Source organism: Streptomyces sp. ICC4 (assembly GCF_003287915.1).
GTDB classification, from domain to species: Bacteria; Actinomycetota; Actinomycetes; order Streptomycetales; family Streptomycetaceae; genus Streptomyces; species Streptomyces tritrimontium.
The window spans coordinates 251,320-273,239 of sequence record NZ_CP030286.1 but is presented as its reverse complement, the minus strand read 5'-3'; the positions used below and the strand labels follow the sequence as shown (position 1 = coordinate 273,239).

Here is a 21,920-nt window from a genome sequence, read left to right as displayed (position 1 = left end):
GCGCGGCAACAAGAAGCGAGCCCGCAAGAAGAAGAAGGCCAACCACGGAAAGCGTCCCAACGCCTGACCGTGAGGACTGACCACACACGGAAGCCGCACCCCGTCCGCGGGGTGCGGCTTCCGTGTGCGGGGCTCAGCGGGGCTCAGTTGTTCCCGTCGTTGTCGTTCTCGTCGCTGTTGTCGTCCGAGTCGGACTGGGTCGCGGTGGCCTTGCCCGAGGTCGGGTCCACGTGCACGTTCTGCGTCCCGGAGGCGGTCTTGACCTCGACGTTCCAGTAGCGCTCGGTGCCGCTGCCGTTGTTGTCGTCGTCGTCCCAGCTCACCGACCAGACGGTGCCCGCGTGGGCCGCGAGGGCGGCCTTCATGGCCTCCTGGGCGGTGAACTTCGCGGCGATCAGGGCGGCGTCCTCGGCGCCGTCGTCATCGTTCTGGTCGGTGTTCTCGACGGTGACCGTGCCGCTGGGTTCGTCGACGAGCAGCTCCGTGTTGCTGCCGTCCTTGCCGATCACGTTCACGTGCCAGACCGAGCCGTCCTTGTCGAGGGACTCGATGACTCCGGGATGGCTCTTGAGGGCCGCTGTGGCGGCCCCGTCGGCATCGACCGCGGCGCGCAGGAGCGCGGAGACGGAGACGGCACCAGCTCCGGTGGTGGACGCGACGGCGGCCGCCACCGGCCCCGCCACCAGCAGGACCGCGGCGGCCGCGGCCGCCGAGACGTACAGGGTGCGCTTCATGGCTTGACCTCCTCAGGCCGGCCATGGCGCTTACGGTTGCTCGGCGGCGGCCGGCGAGCGAGCGTTACCGCCCATTCTCCGGCCTCCGGCCGAGGACCGCGCCCCGGGCCCGTCCGGGCCCGTCCGGGCCCGGGTTCGGGCCCCGGGTCAGGCCCCGGGTTCGGGCCCCGGGTCAGGCCCCGGGTTCGGGCCCCTGGTTCAGGCTCCCGGTCAGGCCTTGCCGCGGCCCGCGCGCAGATGGTCCGCGACCGGGCCGAGCGCGGCGCGCAGGGCCGCGATGGCGTCCGGCGGGAGCAGGTCGATGAAGTGCCGGCGCACGGACGCCACGTGGTGCGGGGCGACCTTGCGCATCATCTCCATGCCCTCGGGGGTGAGGACGGCGTAGAGCCCCCGGCGGTCGGACTCGCAGTTCATGCGCCGGACCAGGCCCGCGGATTCCATGCGGGTGATCTGGTGGGAGAGCCTGCTCTTGGACTGCAGGGTCGACGTCGCGAGGTCGCTCATCCGCATCCGGTGGTCCTCGGACTCGGAGAGGTTCACGAGGATCTCGTAGTCGTTGTTGGTGAGCCCGAAGGGCTGGAGATCCTTCTCCAGCTGGTGCATCAGCAGTCTGCTGACGTCCAGGTGGGTGCGCCAGGCGCACTGTTCGGCGTCGTTCAGCCAGCTCGTGGCCGTCTCGGTCTCGATGGTCTCCATGAAAGAACTCTACCTAAGAAGTTGAATTGCGTACAAAGCTACGAGCGGCCTGGCACGGGAGGGGCCCCTAGAGGCCGAAGCGGCGCTGGAGATCACCCAGCTGCCCCGGCATCCGCGGAACGCCCAGCTGCCCGAGCGGACCCTGGCCGGCCCCCGGGACGCCCTGGGCGTTGCCCGTGGCCGCTCCGGCGCCCACGGCCCCGACCGCCTGCTCCGCCATCAGCATCTCCGAGGACTGCAGCAGCACGGTCCCGGCCCCGACGAACTCGAACTGGTGCTCCTCGCCCGAGGAGCCCCCGATGCCCGTCAGCGAGCGCAGGCCCCCGATCACGCCCGCCATGTACCCGTGGTCGTAGTGGTGGCAGGGGGAGGGGCAGTCCGCCCACCCCACCAACGCCTGCGGGTCCACGCGCAGCGGCGGCTCCATGAACACCACCGGCCCGTTCGAAGCCGCCACGAACTTCCCGGTCCCGATCAGGGTGAGGAAGCCCGGCACGATCGACTGCTTGAGCGCGAGCGTGGGCTCGTAGGCGAGCAGGTTGCCCGACCTGATGGTCAGGTTCCCCTTGTCCAGGTCGTACGAGTTCACGTCGAAGGCCCGGTCGGCGAGCAGCATCTTGCCCTGGCCCTCGGCGACCACCCAGTCGCTCGCGTGCAGCGGCGAGTGGAAGCTGGTGCGCAGCAGCCGGTCGAAGCGGCCGTGGCCGATGCCGTTGAACTCGATGCGCCCGTAGTAGGCGATCATCTTGCCCTTCTGCAGGAACCACTGGCTCCCCTTGAGCTCCACGCAGAAGGTGTAGGCGTTGACGTTGTCGTCGGACGGCAGGGTGTACGGGTCGAAGACCGTCGGGGCTCCCGGCCCGGCGGTCACGGGGCCAAAGTTCACAGTTTCTCCTCCGAGGCCTGTACGTACACCGCGCCCTGTCCGGACAGCTCCAGCTGGAACGCCTCGCCCGAGCCGCGCCCCACCATGTCGCGCCACCCCAGCGCCGTGGACAGCTTGTTGCGGACCTCGCCGTGGTGGGCGACGTAGGCCTGCGGGTCCACGTGGACGGGCCGCTGCGGGGTGATCGGCAGCTGGATGACCCCGCCGTGGGCCATCACGGCCACCGAGCCGTGGCCCTTGAGGGTGGTGGTGAACAGGCCCTGCCCGCTCACCTGGCCGCGCACCATGCCCATGACCCCGCCCTGCGAGCCCATGAACATCGTGCCCTGCTGCAGGGTGCCGTCGAAGGCGAGCAGCCGGTCCGCCTCCACGTACAGGGTCTCGCCGGTCAGGCTGATCACCTGGATGTGGTGGCCGCCGTGGCCGAACATCACGGTGCCGCTGCCCTCGACCTCCATCAGCGGGGTCTGCTCGTTCGCCACGCGGCGCCCGATCATGCCCATCACACCGCCCTGGCCGCCGGTCAGGCTCGGGGTGAAGGAGACCTCGCCGCGGTACGCGAGCATCGCGCCGCGCTGGCTGTACATCTTCTGCCCGGGTACGACCTGGGCCTCGACCATCTTCGAGTTGATCTCGCGGAACGGCATCAGACGTCGCCCCCGATGGTGTTGCGCTCGCTGGGCTGCACGTACACCAGGCCCTCGCCCTCGAAGCGGATCTGGAAGGACTCGCCCGAGCCCTCGCCGATCAGCGTGCGGAAGTTCACACCGGACTGGAAGGACTGCTGGAGGTTGCCGGTGTGCGCGATGTACGCCCCCGGGTCGACGGAGAGCGGGTACTGGGCGCTGACGCGCAGCACCACCGCCGGGCCGTCGGACACGATCGCCGCCTGCCCGCTGCCCTCGACGGTCGTGGTGAACAGGCCGTTGCCCGTCGTCGCACCGCGCAGGCCGGTGAAGGACGTGCCGGTGCGCAGGCCGGAGTCGGTGCACAGCAGGTTGCTGGACTCGACGTACAGCTTGTCGCCTTGCAGATCGACCAGATTGATCTCGCTCGCCCGGTCGGCGAAGAAGCAGGTGCCGTGACCCTGCACTTCCATCACGGTCATCTGCTCGCCGGTGAGCCGCCGGGTCACCATGCCGCGGAGGCCTTCGCCGCCGCCTGTCATCTTTTTGAAGGCCATCTGGCCGTCGTACGCGACCATGGAGCCGTTTTTCGCTTTCACGGCGTCCCCGGTCAGGTCGACGGCGAGCACCTTGCTGCCTTGAAGTCGGAACTGAGCCACGGGAAGACGTTATCCGCAGCGGGCGGGACCGAACAGGGCCCGTTGGCCGATATCCGTCCCGATCCACCGGGAACGGGCCCCGCCACAAGATCGGCCGGGGCGGCTGAGACACTGGGACGGACCCCCGGCATCCACCCCGAAGGCTCCCCGTGGACATCAAGACCGCTTCCGCCCTGCACCGGCTGCGCCTCATCTCCGTACCGGAGGCGCTGTCGTTCCCGGCGCTGCTGATCTTCGGGTCGGTGCTGAGCCGGATCTCGGACATCGACTACCTGATGATGCCGCTCGGCATCCTCCACGGGATCCTGTTCGTCATCTACGCGGTGCTCCTGCTGGATGTCTGGATCACGGTGAAGTGGCCCCTGAAGAAGGTCGTGCTGTTCTTCCTGCTGGCGCTGGTGCCCTTCGGCGGGCTCTACGGCGACCGGCTGCTCAAGCGCGACGAGGCGGCGGGCGTGCTCGCGGCCCGTGCCCGTGAGGCGGCCCGCGCATGATGATCGCGTTCTCGGTGACCCCGCTGGGCGTCGGCGAGGAGGTCGGCGAGTACGTCGCCGACGCCGTCCGCGTCGTACGGGAGTCCGGGCTGCCGAACCGCACGGACGCCATGTTCACCACCATCGAAGGCGAGTGGGACGAGGTGATGGACGTGGTGAAGCGCGCGGTGGCGGCCGTGGAGGCGCGTGCACCGCGCGTCTCGGTGGTGATGAAGGTCGACATCCGCCCGGGCGTCACCGACGGACTCACGTCGAAGGTCGAAACGGTCGAGCGGCACCTCGCCGCCGGCTGACGCGCTCAGACTGCCTGGACGTGCACATCGGTCGGATTCGGTACGGCCAGATATGCGGCGATGTCCTCCGGGTCGCTGGTGAAGATCACCGCACTCGGGGGCCACACCTGGGCCAACACGGGCCCGAGGCACCCGTACGGCCCTGTGCGGGAGGACACGAAACGGAACCGCCCGCTCGGCCGAATCCAGATCGACACCTTCGCGAAACTCCCCTTACGTGGGGGTATCGCCTCGGTTTCGAGCACTGGAGGGACCGTGCCGCCGGACGCCTTCGACTACGAGACCCACAGCCTCCTCGCCGGCCCGTACGGGGAGCCGGATCCCACGGCCGCCTACCGGGTGGAGTACCGCTCCCTGCTCTCGCGCGAAGAGCTCCGCACCCGAATACGGGCCGTCGTCCTCATGACGCTCGCCCCGCTCGCCGCCGCCGGCCTGCTCCTCTACCTCGTCTGGCCGTCCCACTGGACCGTCCGCGAGGGCGGTGACCGCTGGCTCGTCCGGCTCGACGCCGTGATGCTCGGATCCATCGCCCTGATCATGCTCTTCACGCTGGTCAACGTGGTCTCGATCGCCCACGCCACGATGGTCGCCCGGGACCCGGTCCCCGTCCCCGCCGAACCCGGCACCCGCGTCGCCTTCCTCACCACCTACGTGCCCGGCAAGGAGCCGCTCGCCATGGCGGCCGCCACCTTGCGCGGCGCGGTGGGGATCCGCCACGACGGACCGCTCGACGTCTGGCTGCTCGACGAGGGCGACGACGCCGGGGCCAAGGAGCTGTGCGCGGAGCTCGGCGTGCACCACTTCACCCGCAAGGGCGTCGCCGAGTGGAACACCGCCCGGGGCGCGCACCGGGCGAGGACCAAGCACGGCAACTACAACTCCTGGCTGGCCCGGCACGGCGACGCCTACGACTTCCTCGCCTCCGTCGACACCGACCACGTACCGCTCCCGAACTACCTGGAGCGGATGCTCGGCTTCTTCCGCGACCCCGACACCGCCTTCGTCGTCGGCCCGCAGGTCTACGGCAACTACACCGCCTCCGTGACCAAGGCGGCCGAGTCCCAGCAGTACCTCTTCCACGCCCTGATCCAGCGCGCGGGCAACCGCTACGGCGCCCCCATGTTCGTCGGCACCAACAACGCCGTGCGGATCGCGGCCCTGCAGCAGGTCGGCGGGCTCTACGACTCCCTCACCGAGGACATGGCGACCGGCTTCGAGCTGCACCGCCGCCGCAACCCCGCCACCGGGCGGTTCTGGCGCTCCGTCTACACCCCCGACGTGCTCGCCGTGGGGGAGGGGCCGACCACGTGGACCGACTTCTTCACGCAGCAGCTGCGCTGGTCGAGGGGGACGTACGAGACCCTGCTGAGGCAGTACTGGCGCGGCTGCTTGCGGATGCCTCCGGGCCGCTGGCTCAACTACACCCTGATGCTCGTCTACTACCCGATGACCGCCGTCAACTGGCTGCTCGGCATCCTCAGCTGCGTCCTCTACCTGTGGTTCGGCGCCTCCGGGACCCAGGTCTCCTCCGAGGTCTGGCTGATGCTCTACACCGACGCCGCCGCCCTCCAGGTCGGCCTGTACCTGTGGAACCGCCGCCACAACGTCTCGCCCCACGAGCCCGCCGGATCCGGCGGGCTGGCCGGCATGGCGATGTCCGCGGTCTGCGCGCCCGTCTACCTCAAGTCCCTCGGCTCGGCGCTGCTGCGCACCGAGGGCCGTTTCATCGTCACCCCCAAGGGCGGCGGCGCCAGCACCGACCGCCCGGCGGCCTTCCGCCTCCACCTGCTGTGGGCCGCCGTGCTCGCCGTCTCGCTCGCGGCCTCCGTGCGCTACGACCACACGCACGCGGCCATGCGCGTCTGGGCGGTCCTCGCGCTGGCCGTCGCCCTCGCACCGCCCGCGGTGTGGGCCGCGACGGTGCTGCGGGCCCGGGCGGCCGGGCCCGCGCGGGGCCGGGAGCCCGAGCCGGGCCGGGAGCCCGAGCCGGGCCGGGAGCCCGAGCCGGGCGGGGAGCCGGAGCCGGCGTTCGCGACGGGCACGGGAGGGAACTGAGCCATGGCCCACCGCCCTTCGAAGCAGTTCAGGAAGACGGCCCTGGGCACCGGCGCCGTCGCCCTGCTGGTCGCGCTCAACGCCCCCGCGGCGCTCTCCTTCGCCGAGGGCAGGTACCACTCGTACAAGATCGGACAGTCCAGCTACCGCGTGCAGTACGGCTCGTGGGCACTGGTCGGGCTGCCCGACGAGTACAAGATCAACGCCATGCACGCGGCGCTGCTGCGCACCGGCAAGGTGCTGCTGATCGCCGGCTCCGGCAACGACCAGAGGAACTTCGACAAGGGCACCTTCTCCACCGTCCTGTGGGACCCGGCGGACGACACCTTCAAGAAGATCCCGACCCCGGAGGACTTCTTCTGCTCCGGGCACAGCCAGCTGCCCGACGGACAACTGCTCGTCGCGGGCGGGACCGCGCGCTACGAGGTGCTGGGCGGGAAGGTGACCCGCGGGGGCGGCCGCATGCGGGTCAAGAACGAGAGCCCGGACAAGGCGGTGAGACTGCCGAAGGGGACCGTCTTCCGGTCCCCGTCCGGCGTGGAGTACGTCTCGAAGTTCGAGGTCTCCGTCCCCAAGGCCACCCGGCGGTTCGAGATCGCCTACGGGAGCGGCGGGCGGATGATGCCGTGGCAGACGAAGGTGGTGGCCGCCGAGGCCAGGGTCTTCGTCGAGGCCGTGGAGGAGGGCGCCGCGGGGCTGACGACCCAGGCCGCGCAGTACGCGGTGGCGGGCCTCACCGGCGGGGACGCCCGCAACGTCTACGGGCTCGCCGAGCGGCTCAGCGCCGACAAGCAGGACTTCCAGGGCATCAAGTCCGCCTACGAGTTCGACCCGGTGGCGGAGAAGTACGTCCCCGTCGACCCGATGAGGGACGCCCGCTGGTACCCGACGCTGGTGGGGCTGGAGGACGGGCGGGTGCTCGCCGTGTCCGGGCTCAACGACGTGGGCGACGTCGTGCCGGGCGACAACGAGTACTACGACCCGCGGACGAAGAAGTGGAGCAAGGGGCCCTTCCGCTACTTCCCGACCTACCCGTCCCTCTTCCTCACCCAGGGCGGCAAACTGCTCTACACCGGGTCCAACGCGGGCTACGGCCCCAAGGACAAGGGCCGCGAGCCGGGGGTGTGGGACCTGCGCACGAACGTGTTCCGCAAGGTCGCCGGACTGGCCGACCCGGACCAGCTGGAGACCTCCTCGTCCGTGCTGCTGGCCCCGGCCCAGGACCAGAAGGTGATGGTGCTCGGCGGCGGCGGGGTCGGCGAGTCCGGGCTGGCGACGGCCCGGACGGCGGTCGTGGACCTCAAGCAGGACACCCCGGTCTTCCGCTCGACCGCCCGGCTGCCCCGCGGCGTGCGCTACCTCAACAGCGTGCTGCTGCCCGACGACTCCGTCTTCACCACCGGGGGCTCCGCCGATTACCGGGGCCGCGGCGCGAGCGACATCCGCAAGGCGCAGTTCTACTACCCGCGCACCGACACCTTCGTGCCCGCGGCCGACCCGACGGTGGGCCGCAACTACCACTCCGAGGCGCTGCTGCTGCCTGACGGGCGGGTGGCGACCTTCGGCTCCGACCCGCTCTTCGCGGACAAGGACAACACCAGGCTGGGCAGGTTCGAACACCGGCTGGAGGTGTACACCCCGCCCTACCTCCACCGGGACCCGGCGCTGCGGCCGGTGCTGGGGAAGGGGCCCGAGGAGGTCGGGCTCGGCGGCTCCGCCACCTTCGAGGCGCCGGGGGCGGAGCGGATCGAGCGGGCCCGGCTGATGCGGCCGAGCGCCGTCACGCACACCACGGACGTGGAGCAGCGGTCGGTCGAGCTCGGGCTGGCGAAGACGGCGGGCGCGGTGACGGTCACCGTGCCGAAGGACCCGACGCTGGTTCCGCCCGGCTGGTACATGCTCTTCGTGACCGACGCGGACGGGACCCCGTCGGTGGCCAAGTGGGTCCGGGTGCGGGAGGCTCCCGCACCCGCCGCGGAGCCGGAGTCCGGGGACGGCTGGATGGGCTCGCCGAGGGACCGGTCGCCACGCTCCCCGCAAGGCTAGTGCTGTGACCGGAAAGGTTCACCGGGTCGCGGCGCCCGGCACGGCACCTCGCCGCGTTGTCGGACCACACCGGTACGTCCAGTACGAGGCGTGGTCCTCCGCCTTGCGATGCACCGCACCGAACACCGCGACCCGGCAAACCTTTCCGGCCACAGCACTAGGCCGACTTAGTCCGTGGAGCGGCGGGCCAGGCCGAGGGCGTAGTCCGGCCACCAGGTGCCGGACCGCGGGCCGCCGCGGCACGGGCCGTCGGACTCTCCGGGCCGCTTGATCCAGAGGTACGCGTCCACGAGCGGGTCGCCCGTCACGTCGGTCGGCGGCGTGCCCAGCGCCCGGCCCGGCGGGTTGCACCAGGACTCCTGCCGGCTGCCGCGCAGCGGGCCCTCGCCGTTGCGGCTGGTGTCGATGACGAAGTGCTTCCCCTTGGCGGCCTCGGAGATCGCGGCGCCGTACTCCCGGCCGGCCGCGCTGGGCTGGAAGTTGGAGACGTTGAGGGAGAAGCCGTCGGCGCGCTCCAGCCCGGCCTTGTAGAGGGGGCCGACCAGTTTCCCGGGGTCAGGGATCCAGTCCGGGTTGCCGGCGTCCAGGTAGACCTTGGTGTTCTTGTTGCGCTTGAGCCGGTCGACGGCCTCGGAGAGCAGTTGGAGGCGCTCGCCGTGGTGGCCGGCCGGGGTGCAGCCGTCGACCATGTGCGGGACCGCGTCCGGCTCCAGGATGACCAGGGCCTTCGTGTCCGCGATGTTGTCGGCGAAGGCACCGATCCAGCGGCGGTAGGCGGTGGCGTCCCGGGCTCCGCCGGCCGAGTGCAGGCCGCAGTCGCGGTACGGGATGTTGTACGCGGTGAGGACGAGGGTGCGGCCGGCCGCGCGGGCGCTCGCGCGGGCCCGGCGGATCTCGGGGCCGGGATCGTCCCCGGATCCCCACAGGGCCATCGGCCGGTCCGAGATCCGGCGCAGCACCTGGGCGTCGCTGTTGCGGCCCTGCGCCTCCCAGGCGGCGACCTGCCGGGCGGCGTCGCTCTGGGGGTCCACCCAGAACGGGGACTCGTCGACGATGCCGACGGCCGCGGGGCGGACGGGGGGGGCGGTCCCTCGCCGGCCGGCCGGGCCCTGCCCGCCGTCGCCCCGCTCGTCCCCTCCGGCGCCATGGCCGCCGCCGCCGCCACCCGGGTCAACTACCGGCTCGACGGCGCGCTGAACGCCACGGCCGCGCCCGCGGCGGCTGGTCTCCCCGCCGAGAGCCTCCAGGTGAGCTACGACGACTTCGGTCTGGCGAAGGGTGCCCGTCGAGGACGGCCTGCCGGGCGGTCTCGGCCGGATTGGGATCCGAGGCGAGGTTGTCGCGGTCGCGGTTCTCGATGGCGCGGGCCTCCACCCGGAGCAGGTCACGGGCCCACTCGACACCGACTTGAAGGGTGTGGGCGAGGCGGTTCGGGCTCCAGCCCTGGGCGCTCGCGCAGCGGGTGAGGGTCCTGCGCCCCAGTCGGCTCAGCTGGGTGTCCCGGCCCTGGGTCGCGGCCTTCGTGGTCGCCGCCTCGGCCGCTTCGGTCCTCACCGCCCCTCATCCAAGCCAGGCCGCCACCCCGCGGGCCGCCACCCCGAACGCTTCCGCGAAGGAGGCCGCCGACCTGCCCACGGGCTGGTCCACAGTCGTCAATGCCGGCAGCGGCAAGTGCCTGGACGCGCGGTCGGCCGCGACCGCGAACGGAACGGCGGTGCAGCAGTACTCCTGCAACAACAGCACCGCGCAGCAGTGGAGCTTCACGCCGACCAGCGACGGCTTCGTGCGGATCGGCAACCGCAATGCGAGCAATCAGGTCGTCGACGTGAGCGACACCTCCTCGGCCGACAACGCCGCCGTGCACCTCTGGGCGTACGGCGGCGGCAACAACCAGCAGTGGCAGGCCGTCGACGAGGGTGGCGGCGCGTACCACTTCGTCAACCGCCACAGCGGCAAATGCCTGGACGTCCCGGCCGCCTCGACGGCCGACAGCGTCCAGCTGGTGCAGTACACCTGCAACGGCACGGCGGCCCAGCGCTTCCAGGTGGCGCCCGTGAACACCGCGCCCGGGGATGTCGACCTCGGCCCGAACGTGGTCGTCTTTGACCCGTCGATGCCGTCGTCCACCATCCAGAGCCGGCTGAACTCCGTCTTCCAGCAGCAGGAGACCAACCAGTTCGGCTCCCAGCGTTACGCCGTGATGTTCAAGCCGGGTACGTACAGCAACGACGTCAACGTCGGCTTCTACACCCAGGTCCTCGGCCTCGGCCAGTCGCCCGACTCGGTGACGATCAACGGCGCCGTGCACGTGGAGGCGGACTGGTTCCCTCCGCAGAACGCCACCCAGAACTTCTGGCGCGGCGCAGAGAACCTGTCGGTGAACCCGACCGGTGGCACCGACCGGTGGGCGGTCTCGCAGGCGTCCGGGTACCGGCGCATGCACGTCCGCGGCAACCTCGAGCTGAGCGACGGCGGCTGGGCCAGTGGCGGATTCATGGCCGACAGCAAGATCGACGGACAGGTCCGGTCCGGCACCCAGCAGCAGTGGCTGACCCGCAACTCCCAGCTAGGCAGCTGGACCGGTTCCAACTGGAACATGGTGTTCGTCGGCAGCCAGGGCGTGCCGGGCAACACCTTCCCCAATCCGCCGTACACGACGGTGAACCAGACGCCGACGGTCCGTGAGAAGCCCTTCCTGTACGTGGACAGCGCGGGCGCGTACAAGGTGTTCGTACCGTCCCTGCGAACCAACTCCATGGCCACCAGCTGGGCGAACGGGAGCGCGGCGGGCAGCTCGCTCAGCATGGACCAGTTCTACGTCGTCAAGGCCGGAGCAACGGCCGCACAGATCAACGCCGCACTGGCCGAGGGTAAGAACCTGCTGGTCACCCCCGGTGTCTACCACCTCAGCCAGACCTTGAAGGTAACCCGCCCCGACACCGTCGTCCTCGGTCTCGGCCTCGCCACTTTCATTCCTGACAACGGTGTCACGGCCATGACGGTCGCCGATGTCGACGGCGTGAAGGTCGCAGGTGTCCTCTTCGATGCCGGAACCACCAACTCGCAGACGCTGATGGAGGTCGGCCCGGCCGGCGCTGCCGCGAACCACGCGGCGAACCCCACCTCTCTGCACGACGTCTACTTCCGGGTCGGTGGCGCCGCCGTCGGCAAGGCGACGACGAGCCTGGTGGTCAACAGCGATCACGTCATCGGCGACCACATGTGGATCTGGCGCGGCGACCACGGCAGCGGCATCGGCTGGAACAGCAACACGGCCGACACCGGACTCGTGGTCAACGGCGACAGCGTCACCATGTACGGCCTGTTCGTCGAGCACTACCAGAAGCACCAGACCATCTGGAACGGCAACGGCGGGCGGACGTACTTCTACCAGAACGAGATGCCGTACGACCCACCGAACCAGGCCGCCTGGATGAACGGGTCCACCCAGGGCTACTCGGCGTACAAGGTCGCGAACTCGGTCACCAGCCACCAGGCCTACGGGCTCGGCAGCTACTGCTACTTCAACGTCAATCCGAGCGTGACCGCCGAGCGTGCCTTCGAGGCCCCCAACAACCCGAACGTGCGCTTCCAGAACATGGTGACCGTCTCGCTCGGCGGCACCGGGACCATCCGGCACGTCATCAACGATCGGGGCGGACCCTCCAACGCGTCCACCAACGTGGCCAACCTGGTGAGCTACCCGTGAGGCGGTTCGCGGCACGGCTGCTGATCCCGTTGGCCTTGGCGCTGGGGCTGACCGCCCCGGCTCACGCCGGACTCAAGGCCTCCGCGAACGGAGGCGTGAACGACTACCAGGTCGTCCTGTTCCTGGACGACGCACCCAAGACCAACACCTGGGGGCCGACCACGGCGGTGCTGCGCGCGGAGGACCGGACGCACCCCTCGACCACCGGGCTGCCCGCGACGTTCACCTCGGCGGTCAGCGAGTGGTACGGCTGGTCGAACGACCTGCGCGCCAACGCGAACATCAAGGTCCTGGCATCGGTCGACCCGACGAGCTTCCCCCTGGGCACGGACCCGAACCAGTCCTGGTACAGCGGCTACTACCCGATACTCTGGACCAACACCCAGTACAAGATGTTGTACGCCAACTTCGGGCACAACGCCATGGACTACGGCTCCAACACCCGGCTGTCCTCGACCTTCGCGAGCCCCACACAGAACGGCTTCCTGATCGACGGGCTCAAGTGGCTCGGCGGAGTGGCCGGCAGTCCTGCGCCGACCGACCCGATCTCAGAGACCACGTGGTACTCACTGGCCGACAGCGCGAACGGCGCCCGCGTCGACGCGCGAGCGGCGGCCACGGCCAACGGCACGGCGATCCAGCAGTACACCTGCAACGGGACCACGGCCCAGCAGTTACGGGAAGCCCCGGGCCGCTACCACTTCACCGCGCGGCACAGCGGCAAGTGCCTGAGCACCACAAGTAGTGCGGCGAACGGCGTGCAGCTGGTGCAGCGCGCCTGCGACAACTCGGCCGCCCAGAGCTTCCACCTGACCGCTCACCCCTGAGGCTCCGCCTCCCCCTGATATCCACGTTCGGAAGTTCAGCTTGCCGCCCGGGGTGTCCCCGGGCGGCACAGGCTCCGCCCTGCCTCCCGTGGCAAGACTCCGCGCAGTGCCGCTGCATCACGGGGCAGCCGCCGGAACCAGGGTCGCTCGCTGGGATGCCCGATGTTGACCACCAAGGTCGACTGCAGGTGTCGGTCTGGGAAGAACTCCGCATCGAGTCCTGCGAAGATCGCGGCAGGATGTGCTGGGGCGGGGCGTCACCCCTGGGCGAGCAGCGGATCGTACGCCCGTGACCGCTGGCGGCCGGTCATGAAGGACAGGAACTCCTTGACGAACGCGCTCCGCGAGTAGGCGGTACTGCCGGGCTCCTCCGGGTCGCGGTGGAATCCGGTACGGAACAGCGCCCGGTACTCGTCGGCGTCGATGGACTGGTCGCCGTCCCTGTCCGTGGCGTCGAACAGGACGTCGGCGAGCCTGATCAGAGCCGCCCCGGCCAGGCCGGGTACGGCTGCCGCGTACTCCTCGGCGCTGACACGGCCGTCACCGTCGCGGTCCAGGGCCGTCTGCAGCTCCTTCCACCAGGCGGCGTACGCGTCGTACAGCCTGGTTTCCTCGGGCTCGTCCAGGTCGAGCCGGTGGGAGAGCTCGCGGGCCATGGCGGCGAGGTCCGGCCACTCCAGATAGCCGTCGCCGGTCTGGTCCAGCACCGTACGGAAGAACTCCTCGGCGGTGCGCCCGGGCCGGGGAGCAGCGGCGGGCTCGCGCTGGTCGGGAATCGGCGTGAGTAGCCTGATCAGCGCTCCGGCCCGCTTGACCCCGTCGCGCACGGCGCCTACGGCCCTGGCCCGGGGGTCGTCGCTGTCCGGTGACAGGGTCAACAGACCGGCGATCTCTTCGGCCCGGATCCACCCGTCGGGCAGGAAACGCGCCAGGCCGGCGACCAGGTAGGCCCCCTGTGCCATAGTGCGGGCGCCGGGGAAGTCGGGCAGCCCCGCGCGACGGCGGAGGGATTCGGGGAGCGACGCGACGGTGATGGCCCCGATGACCGGCCCGGCGACCGCCCGACCGGCCGCCCAGACCGTGGGCAGGTCTTCCAGCAGGGCAGGCGCGGGGAGGTGGTCGAACAGCTTGTAGAGGATGATGCGCAGCGCCTCGGTGTTCTCCAGTTCCTCGTCGACCACACGGTCGTAGTAGCCCCAGAACTCCTGCAAGGTGGCCGGGAGGTGACCGGCCTCGTCCCCCATGGCCGCGAGGAACTCCTGGAACTCGCGGTACAAGCCCTCCATGGTGTCCTGTTCCAGCGGCTGGCCGCCGAGCCGGAACATGGTGACGGCGCTCTCGAAGAGGGTGGCCACCACCCAGGCCCGGACGTGCGGGTCCATGGCGTCGTAGTGCCGGTTACGGGCATCGGTGCCGCTCAGCCGCGCGTGCAGCCGGTTCAGGCGTGCCGCTTCGCGGGCTCGAACCGCGTCATCGGCGCCGCACATGCGCTGCATGCTCAGGAAGGTGTTGTGCAGCCGCCGCCACGGATGTGCCACGAAGGTCGAGTTCTCGATCAGGGCGGCGCCGATCTGCGGATGCGCTGCCTCCAGCACGGTCGCCCGGACCATGGCCAGGGCCCAGCGGGGATCGTTGAAGAACTCGCGGAACCGGGACTCCGGGCCGGATGCGGCCTGCTCGCCGCCAGGTAAGGCGAATTCGGAGTCGGCGGTGGAGTCGGTGGGGGACGGCGAGCCGGTAGTGGTCACGCTGTGGGAGCTCCGTTCAGGGACGGTGCGACGCCGCCGAACCGGCGGTCGCGCTGCTGGTAGGTGGGCAGGCACTCCACGAAGTGCGCCGCGCGGAAGTCGGGCCACAGGACGGACGGGAAGACCCACTCGGCATAGGCGATCTGCCACAGCATGAAGTTCGAGACGCGCTGCTCGCCCGAGGTCCGGATGGCGAGGTCCACGTCCGGGGTGTCGGGGAAGGGGAGATGGGCGGCGAAGGTCTCCTCGGTCAGGCCGTCGGCCGCCACACCGCTCCGGATGAGCGACCGCGCCGCCTCGACGATGTCCCGGCGCCCGCCGTGATCGAAGGCCACGGTCAGGGTCATGCCCCGGTTGGCCCCGGTGAGCGTCATCAGATCGTCGAAGTCCCGCGCCAGGGCCGCGGGAACCCTCGGGTCCGACAGCCCCAGGACGCGGCAGCGGATGCCCCGGGCGTGCAACAGCGGTGCGTGTTTGCGCACCACCCGCCGCACCAGGTGCATGAGGAAGTCGACCTCCTCGCCCGGGCGTCCCCAGTTCTCCGTGGAGAACGCGTACAGGCTCAGCCACTTCACCCCGGCCGACCGGGCCGCCTCGATGACGTCGATCACCGTCGCCTCCGCCGCACGGTGGCCCGCCGTGCGCGGCAGGGCCCGCTGCGCTGCCCACCGGCCGTTCCCGTCCATCACGCACGCGACGTGCCGCGGCACGCTCCGGCGCCGCCCCCCGCCTTGCGCCGGCAGTGCGGCCGTGCCGCCGACGCCTCCCTCAACCCCCACGCGCCTGCCTTCCGTTGCCGCCGTGCTCACGAACGGCCGTGTGCCCGCACCTGAGCACGGCACGCCCTTGTCCTGAGCATCGACTGATCGACAAGCAGCAGGATGCAGGACCGCGGACCGGGGGGCGCGGGGCTTCCCGCCCGTTCACTCCTACGTGCGCCCGGCCTCCGACGGAGCCGGGGCGGCGGGGATGGCCGGCCACCAAGCGGCTGTCGCTCTCGGGATGTCAGAGGTTGGGCGGCCGCGACGGCTCTCCCGATTGAGTGCACAGGGAGTTCCCACTCCGGTTCCCGTGCTGGTCCGGTGCTGGTTCAGGCGTCCTGTGCACCGAAAAGCTGCAGGTGGTAGCTCTGGTCGGATGAGTTGTCGTACCACTCGATGGTGGTCCCGATGAGACTGGCGGCGACGATCCGCCGGATTCCGGATGGAGCCTGCGGGTCGGTACCGGTGGAGGCCATGTGCACCACTTCCAGGGTGTCTGCGGGAACGTCGGGTGTGGGCACAACGTAGAAGTCCGCAGGTCAGCGGTATATGTGGCGCGTCATCACAATCAACCCCACCTGAGCGTGCCGCACCACCACACGGCCCGAACCGATCCCGTCGGACCACTCCGGACGCGAGTGGGAAGTCCCTGCCGGAATTGCAGAGTTGCGCCTGTTTTGCGGATGCGGTGCTGACTACGCAGCGTTGAACAGGACACGTTTGGGGTCGAGTCGGCGCAAAGTGGAAGCTGCAGAGAAACCACGCCTCTAACGCCGGAGCGGCGTAGTTCGGGGAAGCCCAGGTGCGGTCCTTGAGGCCACTCGACCTACCGGCTGCCACATCCGTTCGTCGATTGGTGACGAGCAACGCCGACGCTGGACGGGGTGATCCGGCGGCGGGCGGACGTTGGGGCGAACGGGCCTGGTGCGAGCAGTTGGCTTTCGCTCGGGGGTGGCCGGCGGGAGCTCTCGGCAGGGACCTTCGGCCCTGATGAGGTCCTGATGGGCCCTCTCCTGTCAGGCGTCGCGGTGTCAGCGTAGAGCTGCCCCCAAGTAAGCAGTCGGCGAGGAGGAATCATGAAGAGCAACACCAGCGGTCCGGAACTCGGGTCGGTCATCGTCGGGGTCGACGGGTCCGAGCCGGCCCGGTGGGCGGCGCTCTGGGCCTCGGACGAGGCCGCTCGGCGCCGGCGCCCCCTGCACATCGTGTACGGGTCCGATGTCGACGGCCGGGTCCTCGGCCTATCGAACGAGGACATGGAGCGGGTCCGCGCCGCAGGGCGTGAACTGCTGGCGGGTACGGCCGAGGCTGTGCAGGCCCGGCATCCCGCGCTCTCGGTCACGACGGAGTTCAGTCGCAGCGGGCCTGCCATGAGCCTGCGCCTGGCCGCAAGTACGCGCGGCACCCTCGTCGTCGGCAATCGGGGACGGGCCGGCTTCAGCTCCTTGGCTCTGGGCTCGGTCGGCCTCAAGGTCGCGGCGGAGGCCCGCACGCCCGTGATCGTCGTCCGGGGGAGCGAGGACGAGCCCCTGCACGGCGTCGTGCTGGCCGCGGTACGCGACGAGCGCGACCTCGATTGCGTCCGTCACGCCGCGCGCGCAGCCGAGCTGCGCAAGGCCTCACTGAGGCTGCTGCACGTACAGGGCGTCCTGGAGTACGTAGGCTCCGCGGCGAGAGCGCTCGACGGCCTGGACAAGGATGCAGGCCGCCCTGCGCAGGCCTTGGCGGCCGTCGCTGAGCGGATCCGGGAGGAGTATCCCTCGCTGACGGTCCACGCCGATGCGGAGAAGAGCGTGTCCGTGGCCGGAGTGCTGGTGGAGGCGTCCCGCCACGCGGACCTGCTGGTCATCGGCGGGCGCCGTTCGCCCGGCCACATCGGCCACACCCTGGGGCGCGTGACGCACAGCCTCGTGCACCATGCGCACTGCCCCGTCGAACTCATCCCCCGGCACGGCGACGAACACAGGAGTGAGGCGTCATGACCACCACCGAAGCCGGCGAAATCCTCGTCCGCATCGACCCGGCGGAGAACTGGTACGTGTCTTTGGCACGGGCTGCCGCCGAGGCCGAACAGCGCGGGCTGGGGCTTCGGCTCGTCTTGACCGCAGCCCCGCAAAAGGATCCGCCCCGCGTTGACGAGAGCCGAGGCGCCACCACCAGCTGACGCGGCCGGTGCCCTCAAGAGGTGGAGCGGTGCGGTGAGGAAGACGTGCACCGCGACGAATGCGACGACGGCTGACCCCAGTAGCACCCCGCGCACGCCGAGCCCGGCCGGTTGTAGTCACCCGGCCGGGCTCAGTGACGCCTTCCGTCTCATTGCGTGGGCAGGTCCACGCGGGAGCGGGAAGGTGGCGAGGGGTGAGTGAGCGCCTGCGTGGTGTCCTCTCTCCGTGGTCCGAGCGGGCAGGTCTTGCAGCGGCACGAGGCCCGTCGCCGCGCCCGCTGCGCCCGCGGGGGCGGCGACGACGGTCTGGTGCGGCTCCGCCTCAGGGGTGCGGTATGACCGCGACCGGCGCTGTGGAGTGGTGGAGGACGGCGTGGGCGACTGGGCCGAGGTGGGTGCCGATGGCCGAGCGGCGGATCCGTCGGCCGACGACCACCAGCGAGGCGTCCGCCGAGGCCTCGACGAGCTGGCCGGCGGCCTGTCCGACGGAGCAGACCTCTTCGACGCGGACCTGGGGGTACTTGCCGCGCCAAGGCCGCAGTGCGTCACCGAGCGCGGTTGCCGTGCCGGCCGCCATGCCGTCCCGTACCTCGGGGGCGAGCAGCGCCGGGTCGAAGGAGAAGGCGGGCGGCATGCTCCAGCCGTGGATCACACGCAGCGGGGCCCGACGTGCGGCCGCCGCGTCGAAGGCGTGGTCGAGGAGCTCGTCACACGGGCGGGAGAGGTCCAGCCCGAGCACGACCGGTCGGTAGGTCCCCTCCTGCGGCCCGTTGCCGTCGGGTGCCTCCTGGTAGGGGGTGTCCATCCAGGTGCCGGACCGCACGACCACGACCGGGCGCTCGGCGTGGGCGAGTACGGCCTGGGACACGGATCCCACGAGGAAGCCGGCCACCGCCCCCAGCCCACGTGAGCCGAGCACCAGAACCTCGGCTTCCTGCGCGGCGGCGGCCAGTACGGTCAGCGGCCGCCCGTCCACCTGCTCCGTGGTGATCTCCAGGCCGGGGTGTCGCTCGGCCAACTGCCGAGAAGTCTCCCGTGGGATGCGCTCGCCCCAGTACTGGGGCGACGGTGTGGCCCCGGTCCGCGACGCGTAGCCGTAGGACGGTACCCATTCCTCCACCGCGTGCAACAGCTTGAGCGGGAGCCGGCGCAGCCGCGCCTCCCGGGCGGCCCACTCGGCGGCGGCAAGCGATGCGGGGGATCCGTCGAGGCCCGCGATGACCTTACGTGACATGGTGTTTCCTCCAGAAACGGGAACGACAGAGAGCGACCGCCGTCGGCGGTGTGTGTTACACCCTTCTGCTCCGGGCAGTGGGGGAGCGATGGTCCAGGTGGCCCCGGGGACTGGGTCAAACGTCCCCTGCCGCCCGGCCGGACGTTGACTTCACGAGGCACGGAGGTGATCACGCCAGTCACCGAGGACCCTCACGCGAAGCTGCCCGTGTCCCCCCGGCGGGAACGCGGGCAACGGCAGTACAGAGCGCCGTGGGTGGTCAGTTGTGCGGGATGAGCGCCACTGGGGTCCGGCAGCGGTGCAGGACTGCGCGGGTCACACTTCCGGTGTGGGGCCCGAGCCTGGAGTCCCGGTTTCGGCGGCCTATGACGACGAGGCCGGCCGCGTGGGAGGCCTCCAGTATCCGCCGGGCGGGGTGGCCGGGGCGGATCTCCCCGGTGACGTGCAGGCCGGGGAACGAAGGCCGCCACTGTTCGAGCACCTGGGCCAGAGTTCGTGCCGTCGCCGCGGCCGCCGCGCCGGGCGCCGTCGCCGCCGCTGCCTCCACCGCATCGGGGCCGTATCCACGCGGGGCATGCGGGCTGTGTACGACGCGAAGGGGTACGCCGAGCCGGTGGGCCTGGGAGAAGGCGTAGTCCAGCACTTCGTCGCACGGATGTGAGAGATCCAGGCCGAGGACGACGTCGCCGCCCGGCATCGGATCGGGACCCGGGACCAGGACGACAGGGTGCCGGGTACGGGCGACCACGGACAGGGCCACCGAACCGACGACGAACCCGGCGACCCCGCCCTGACCGCGGGAGCCGAGCACCAGCAGCTCGGACTCCTCTGCGGCCTCGCACAGCACCGCGGCCGGCTCGCCGCACCGCTGCTGCGCGAGCACATCCAGGCCCGGATGCGTACGCCGTATCCGCTCGGCCGTGGTGCGCGGATCCGACTCGCTCAGGCCGTGTCGGGTGCGGGAGCCGATGAGCGGTGAATGAACGTCCGGTTCCAGGCTCCACACGTGCAGGAGACGCAGTGCGAGATCGCGCCGGTGCGCTTCGACCGCGGCCCAGGTGACGGAGGCGAGGCTCTCGCGGGATCCGTCGAGACCGACGGTGATCACCCGAGGGCGGGAGGGGACCCTGCGCTGGGGCAGGGGAGCTGCCAACGGGTGGGACATGGAGGGGGTCTCCGGATCTGGAAAGGGCGAGTCGTACTCCGCAGGCGGGCGACGGCTCAGGCGAAGACGGCCCTGAGGGCGCGCAGCGCCGTCATCGGGTCGGACAGCGCGTGGTAGACGGCCGGGATCTCCTTGTCGACCCCCAGCAGCCCGTACACCGCGCGCATGGCCCCGCGGACTGCGTACTCGACGGTGAAGACGACGTCCTCGGGGATCTCGGTGAACTGGCCGAGGAAGGCGAAGTTGGCTGACCCGGAGGGGATCACCAGCGGCCGGTCGTGAAGGTCCCGCCGCTCGAACTGGCTGGTGATGTAGGGCATCATCACGGTGGTGACCACAGTGGTGGCGCACACCTCGTCCGCGATGTCACCGAAGCCGAAGTGCCCGAGCAGTTCGGTGAGGATCTCCTGCCCAGTGGCCTCCGACATCTTCTTGCCGGTCACCTCGCCCGGCTCATCCACGAACAGTCCGTACCCCCACAGGGTGTAGACCCCCTCGGGCTGGCCGTCGAAGTGCGGCTGGTGGGGCACGGCCACCGACATCAGCCAGCGGGAGTCCTTGAACGTCATCAGCGCTCCAGTGCCAGGGGCGTTGCCGGAGAACTCCTCGATCCGCTTGAGCAGGGCGGGGCTGCGCATCGTCAGGGTGAACGACTCCCACTTGGCCTCGTCCACGTTGCCGTTGAAGGCGCTGGGACGGCCGAAGTCAGGGGCCTTGCGGGCCAGTGTCTCCCACAGGTTCCAGGCGCCGTCCCGCTTGTCGCGGACGAGCTCGGGAACGCTGTCGTCGCTTCCGTAGGACGCGTCGGCCGTCATGGAGCCGAGGGTGATGAACGCGTAGTCCTGCGGCCCGAGTCCGTAGGTCTCGGGGACGCCGTCCCGCTCGAAGAGGATCCGCTCGGCCCGGCGCCCGCCCCCGTCGACGACGGCGAACTCCACGTCGGTCACCCGGACTCCGTGCTCGATCCGGACACCCTGCCGCTCCAGCCACTCCTGGACCGGCCGGACGATCGAGTCGTACTGGTTCAGTCGAGTGCGCCGCACCCCGGCGAGCGTGTGGATGCGGGGGAGTTCCTGGAGGAAGCGCAGGAAGTAGCGCTTGAGCTCGATGGCACTGTGCCAGTTCTGGAAGGCGAAGGTGGTGCGCCACATCGTCCAGAAGTTGGTGGTGAAGAAGTGTGCGGAGAAGAAGTCCTCGATCCGGCGCGCCCCGATGACGGACTCGGGCAGGGCGAGCAGGCGGGCCATCTCCACCCGGTCCGTGGTGGTGAAGCCCAGCTGGGAGGCATCGAGGATGCGGCCGTCGGCGTCGATGAGCCGGGCGTTGGCGTGCGTGAGCCAGCGGGCGTTGAAATCCTCTGTCTCCTGCAGAACGGACACGGCTTCGTCGTCGAGCGTGGGGATCGACTTCAGGAGGTTCCACAGGCAGACGTAAGCCTCGTCCTCCAGCATCCGCCCGCCCCTGGTGACGTAGCCGTCGCCCGGGGCGCCGCTGCCGTCGAGTGCGCCGCCTGTCTTCGGCAGTTCCTCCAGGATGCGGATGTTCTCGCCAGGCATCCCCACGTCCCGTACGAGGAAGACCGCTGCGGCCAGCGAGGCGATTCCGCCACCGACCACGTACGCCCGGGACTGTGATGCGTTCGCCATGTTCGTGCCCTTCGTCGGGCGGGGGGATTCCTCGCCGCTGAACTCAGTCAACTCCCGTGCCGGCGAAGCTCGCAGGGGCCGACTGGTCCCGCTGCCGGGGCCGTTGGTCCCTGCGACGTGCTCCCCGCCGAGCCGCCTGCCGCCGAGCCGCGCACCGCCGGGAGTGGGACTCCGGCG

19 protein-coding genes and 1 pseudogene are annotated in these 21,920 nt (G+C 70.6%); 8 read left to right on the top strand and 12 right to left on the bottom strand.

Features of this window, described 5'->3' with window-relative positions; genetic code table 11:
* Positions 1–143 precede the first annotated feature (143 nt).
* The 5 genes from DRB89_RS01350 to DRB89_RS01330 form a co-directional block, all read right to left on the bottom strand.
* Positions 144–734 (bottom strand): PepSY domain-containing protein, encoded by a 591-nt coding sequence (locus DRB89_RS01350; RefSeq protein ID WP_112450030.1) that lies wholly within the window; start codon positions 732–734, stop codon positions 144–146.
* 210 nt (positions 735–944) lie between these two features.
* Positions 945–1,421, bottom strand: a complete 477-nt coding sequence (locus DRB89_RS01345) for a MarR family transcriptional regulator (protein WP_112453636.1) — start codon at positions 1,419–1,421, stop codon at positions 945–947.
* Positions 1,422–1,497: 76 nt separating this feature from the next.
* Positions 1,498–2,301: an AIM24 family protein gene (locus tag DRB89_RS01340; RefSeq protein WP_112450031.1), complete on the bottom strand. Its 804-nt coding sequence runs from the start codon at positions 2,299–2,301 to the stop codon at positions 1,498–1,500.
* 11 nt (positions 2,302–2,312) lie between these two features.
* A complete protein-coding gene (locus DRB89_RS01335) occupies positions 2,313–2,963 on the bottom strand; it encodes an AIM24 family protein (RefSeq protein WP_112450032.1) in 651 nt (216 codons plus the stop codon).
* The gene (locus tag DRB89_RS01330) at positions 2,963–3,601 is read right to left on the bottom strand and encodes an AIM24 family protein (RefSeq protein WP_112450033.1); all 639 of its coding nucleotides are present in this window, start codon (positions 3,599–3,601) and stop codon (positions 2,963–2,965) included. The genes DRB89_RS01335 and DRB89_RS01330 overlap by 1 nt, the downstream gene beginning before the upstream one ends.
* A gap of 149 nt (positions 3,602–3,750) precedes the next feature.
* Here DRB89_RS01330 and DRB89_RS01325 point away from each other — a divergent pair, with 149 nt between their 5' ends.
* The 4 genes from DRB89_RS01325 to DRB89_RS01310 all read left to right on the top strand — a co-directional run bounded on the left by DRB89_RS01325 (position 3,751) and on the right by DRB89_RS01310 (position 8,489).
* Positions 3,751–4,095, top strand: a complete 345-nt coding sequence (locus tag DRB89_RS01325; protein ID WP_112450034.1) for a DUF3817 domain-containing protein — start codon at positions 3,751–3,753, stop codon at positions 4,093–4,095.
* Positions 4,092–4,388 carry an MTH1187 family thiamine-binding protein gene (locus tag DRB89_RS01320; RefSeq protein ID WP_112450035.1) on the top strand — a complete coding sequence of 99 codons (297 nt, stop codon included), beginning with the start codon at positions 4,092–4,094 and terminating at the stop codon, positions 4,386–4,388. Before DRB89_RS01325 ends, DRB89_RS01320 begins: the two co-directional genes overlap by 4 nt.
* A gap of 255 nt (positions 4,389–4,643) precedes the next feature.
* Positions 4,644–6,443, top strand: a complete 1,800-nt coding sequence (locus tag DRB89_RS01315; RefSeq protein ID WP_239515967.1) for a cellulose synthase catalytic subunit — start codon at positions 4,644–4,646, stop codon at positions 6,441–6,443.
* A gap of 3 nt (positions 6,444–6,446) precedes the next feature.
* Complete coding sequence (locus DRB89_RS01310) at positions 6,447–8,489, top strand: kelch motif-containing protein (protein WP_112450037.1); 2,043 nt, start codon at positions 6,447–6,449, stop codon at positions 8,487–8,489.
* A 167-nt stretch (positions 8,490–8,656) separates the two neighbouring features.
* Here DRB89_RS01310 and DRB89_RS01305 read toward each other — a convergent pair.
* A pseudogene (locus tag DRB89_RS01305) lies at positions 8,657–9,532 on the bottom strand (glycoside hydrolase family 6 protein); the annotation flags it as partial.
* A gap of 452 nt (positions 9,533–9,984) precedes the next feature.
* Here DRB89_RS01305 and DRB89_RS01300 point away from each other — a divergent pair.
* Together DRB89_RS01300 and DRB89_RS01295 are read left to right on the top strand one after the other, a co-directional pair.
* Positions 9,985–12,198, top strand: a complete 2,214-nt coding sequence (locus DRB89_RS01300; protein WP_112463182.1) for an RICIN domain-containing protein — start codon at positions 9,985–9,987, stop codon at positions 12,196–12,198.
* A gap of 23 nt (positions 12,199–12,221) precedes the next feature.
* Entirely contained in the window at positions 12,222–13,025 is an 804-nt protein-coding gene (locus DRB89_RS01295) for an RICIN domain-containing protein (protein WP_239516721.1), read from the top strand.
* Between the two features lie 257 nt (positions 13,026–13,282).
* Here the strand turns inward: DRB89_RS01295 and DRB89_RS01285 are convergent, their stop codons facing one another.
* From DRB89_RS01285 to DRB89_RS43590, 3 genes are all read right to left on the bottom strand, one after another.
* The gene (locus DRB89_RS01285) at positions 13,283–14,773 is read right to left on the bottom strand and encodes an oxygenase MpaB family protein (protein WP_112446425.1); all 1,491 of its coding nucleotides are present in this window, start codon (positions 14,771–14,773) and stop codon (positions 13,283–13,285) included.
* Positions 14,770–15,459, bottom strand: a complete 690-nt coding sequence (uppS, locus tag DRB89_RS01280; protein WP_239516720.1) for a polyprenyl diphosphate synthase — start codon at positions 15,457–15,459, stop codon at positions 14,770–14,772. The genes DRB89_RS01285 and uppS overlap by 4 nt, the downstream gene beginning before the upstream one ends.
* A gap of 404 nt (positions 15,460–15,863) precedes the next feature.
* Positions 15,864–16,055: a hypothetical protein gene (locus DRB89_RS43590; protein ID WP_204358126.1), complete on the bottom strand. Its 192-nt coding sequence runs from the start codon at positions 16,053–16,055 to the stop codon at positions 15,864–15,866.
* Between the two features lie 555 nt (positions 16,056–16,610).
* On the opposite strand from DRB89_RS43590, the gene DRB89_RS01275 reads away from it, so the two are divergent.
* Positions 16,611–17,516 carry a universal stress protein gene (locus DRB89_RS01275; RefSeq protein WP_112446427.1) on the top strand — a complete coding sequence of 302 codons (906 nt, stop codon included), beginning with the start codon at positions 16,611–16,613 and terminating at the stop codon, positions 17,514–17,516.
* A complete protein-coding gene (locus DRB89_RS01270) occupies positions 17,513–17,698 on the top strand; it encodes a hypothetical protein (RefSeq protein ID WP_112446428.1) in 186 nt (61 codons plus the stop codon). The genes DRB89_RS01275 and DRB89_RS01270 overlap by 4 nt, the downstream gene beginning before the upstream one ends.
* A gap of 322 nt (positions 17,699–18,020) precedes the next feature.
* Here the strand turns inward: DRB89_RS01270 and DRB89_RS01265 are convergent, their stop codons facing one another.
* The 3 genes from DRB89_RS01265 to DRB89_RS44125 form a co-directional block, all read right to left on the bottom strand.
* Entirely contained in the window at positions 18,021–18,932 is a 912-nt protein-coding gene (locus tag DRB89_RS01265; RefSeq protein ID WP_112446429.1) for a universal stress protein, read from the bottom strand.
* A gap of 259 nt (positions 18,933–19,191) precedes the next feature.
* Positions 19,192–20,040, bottom strand: a complete 849-nt coding sequence (locus DRB89_RS01260; protein ID WP_239515966.1) for a universal stress protein — start codon at positions 20,038–20,040, stop codon at positions 19,192–19,194.
* 113 nt (positions 20,041–20,153) lie between these two features.
* Entirely contained in the window at positions 20,154–21,743 is a 1,590-nt protein-coding gene (locus DRB89_RS44125; protein ID WP_239515965.1) for an oleate hydratase, read from the bottom strand.
* Positions 21,744–21,920 lie beyond the last annotated feature (177 nt).

What these genes read in the sequence shown, in the direction of transcription:
- DRB89_RS01350 (WP_112450030.1), bottom strand. Translation starts at nt 734, where the DNA reads ATGAAGCGCACCCTGTACGTCTCGGCGGCCGCGGCCGCCGCGGTCCTG.
- DRB89_RS01335 (WP_112450032.1), bottom strand. Translation starts at nt 2,963, where the DNA reads ATGCCGTTCCGCGAGATCAACTCGAAGATGGTCGAGGCCCAGGTCGTA.
- DRB89_RS01320 (WP_112450035.1), top strand. Translation starts at nt 4,092, where the DNA reads ATGATGATCGCGTTCTCGGTGACCCCGCTGGGCGTCGGCGAGGAGGTC.
- DRB89_RS01310 (WP_112450037.1), top strand. Translation starts at nt 6,447, where the DNA reads ATGGCCCACCGCCCTTCGAAGCAGTTCAGGAAGACGGCCCTGGGCACC.
- uppS (WP_239516720.1), bottom strand. Translation starts at nt 15,459, where the DNA reads ATGGACGGGAACGGCCGGTGGGCAGCGCAGCGGGCCCTGCCGCGCACG.
- DRB89_RS01275 (WP_112446427.1), top strand. Translation starts at nt 16,611, where the DNA reads ATGAAGAGCAACACCAGCGGTCCGGAACTCGGGTCGGTCATCGTCGGG.
- DRB89_RS01270 (WP_112446428.1), top strand. Translation starts at nt 17,513, where the DNA reads ATGACCACCACCGAAGCCGGCGAAATCCTCGTCCGCATCGACCCGGCG.
- DRB89_RS01265 (WP_112446429.1), bottom strand. Translation starts at nt 18,932, where the DNA reads ATGTCACGTAAGGTCATCGCGGGCCTCGACGGATCCCCCGCATCGCTT.
- DRB89_RS44125 (WP_239515965.1), bottom strand. Translation starts at nt 21,743, where the DNA reads ATGGCGAACGCATCACAGTCCCGGGCGTACGTGGTCGGTGGCGGAATC.